At 64.4% G+C, this 977-nt stretch carries 1 protein-coding gene and 1 pseudogene; one reads left to right on the top strand and one right to left on the bottom strand.

Annotation, left to right across the window (positions count from 1 at the left end; genetic code table 11):
- Positions 1-88 precede the first annotated feature (88 nt).
- Positions 89-469, bottom strand: a complete 381-nt coding sequence (locus A2J02_RS09830) for an ArsR/SmtB family transcription factor (protein ID WP_068049649.1) — start codon at positions 467-469, stop codon at positions 89-91.
- Positions 470-795: 326 nt separating this feature from the next.
- Between A2J02_RS09830 and A2J02_RS09820 the strand changes: the two are divergent.
- Positions 796-977 (top strand): annotated as a pseudogene (locus tag A2J02_RS09820) (thioredoxin); the annotation flags it as partial.

The raw sequence follows: 977 nt of genomic DNA, 5'->3' as shown, positions 1-977 counted from the left end.
ATCTCGGTGATCTGCCACAACCTGTCGGGTTCCTGCTCGTCGTCGCCGCCCGGGCGGGGCTCGTCGTGGTCGCAGCCGCACGCGTCGCTCATCCGGTCACCGCCGCTCCGGCGGAGTCCGTGCCGTAGTTGGGGCACAGTGTCACCGCGTTCCCGGTGGCGGTGAGGAGGGTTTCTGCCGAGGCGAGCAGATCCAACAGTTCCGGTCGGGCGAGTGAATAGAAGACCTGCCGCCCTTCGGGGCGACCGATCACCAACCCGCAGTCGCGCAGGCACGCCATGTGCGCCGACACCGTCGACTGGGCCAGCCCCAGCTCGCTCACCAGGTCTGCTACACGCGATTCCCCATCGGCGAGTCGGCGCACGATAGCCAACCTAGTGGCATCGGAAAGGCTGTGGAACAACGCCACTGCGGCATCGACCGTAGACCCGGTGCGGCCGACCGGACACGCCCCTCTATTGATCGTCATGCACCGATGATAGCACCGTATGGCAGTATGATCGCTCGTGGACGATTCGAGCGGCAGGGGCGGGACGAAGTGACACGCCCTGCGGCGAACGATCCGATGCCCACAACTACTATGGGTCGTAGTATTTCGACTTCAGGCTCACGCCTACGCTTCACGCATCGTCCGGAGGAATGGGTGGGGCCGGTCCGTCAAGGTCTCGATTGTTCTGATCGCCGCTCTCGCGGTAGCTCTCGCGTCGTTCGTTTTCTGGATCTCGAACAACTCCGGGCATCGGCGGCGGACGAGGAAGACGCTGGGGACCCGCAACGAATCGAGAAGGTAGCTGCATGAGCCGAGCATTGAAGATTTCCTTGTCCCTGGTGGTCGTGTTCGCCGCCGCGTTGGCTCTGTTTCTGGTGGTGGACAGATCGGGGTCACCGGACGCCGCGGCCGCTGAGCAGGCTGCCATCGACCCGGCTTCGATCGCGGTGCGCGAGAACAGTCATCGATTGAACTCGGTGCCCGACGG

Origin of the sequence: Rhodococcus sp. EPR-147 (assembly GCF_001647185.1) — a bacterium.
GTDB lineage: Bacteria > Actinomycetota > Actinomycetes > Mycobacteriales > Mycobacteriaceae > Rhodococcoides.
Note: the sequence above shows the minus strand (reverse complement) of the source record. Positions and strands in the feature narration are given on the sequence as shown.

Excerpts from the sequence above, each read along its gene's own strand:
- A2J02_RS09830 (WP_068049649.1), bottom strand. The coding sequence starts at position 469 with ATGACGATCAATAGAGGGGCGTGTCCGGTCGGCCGCACCGGGTCTACG.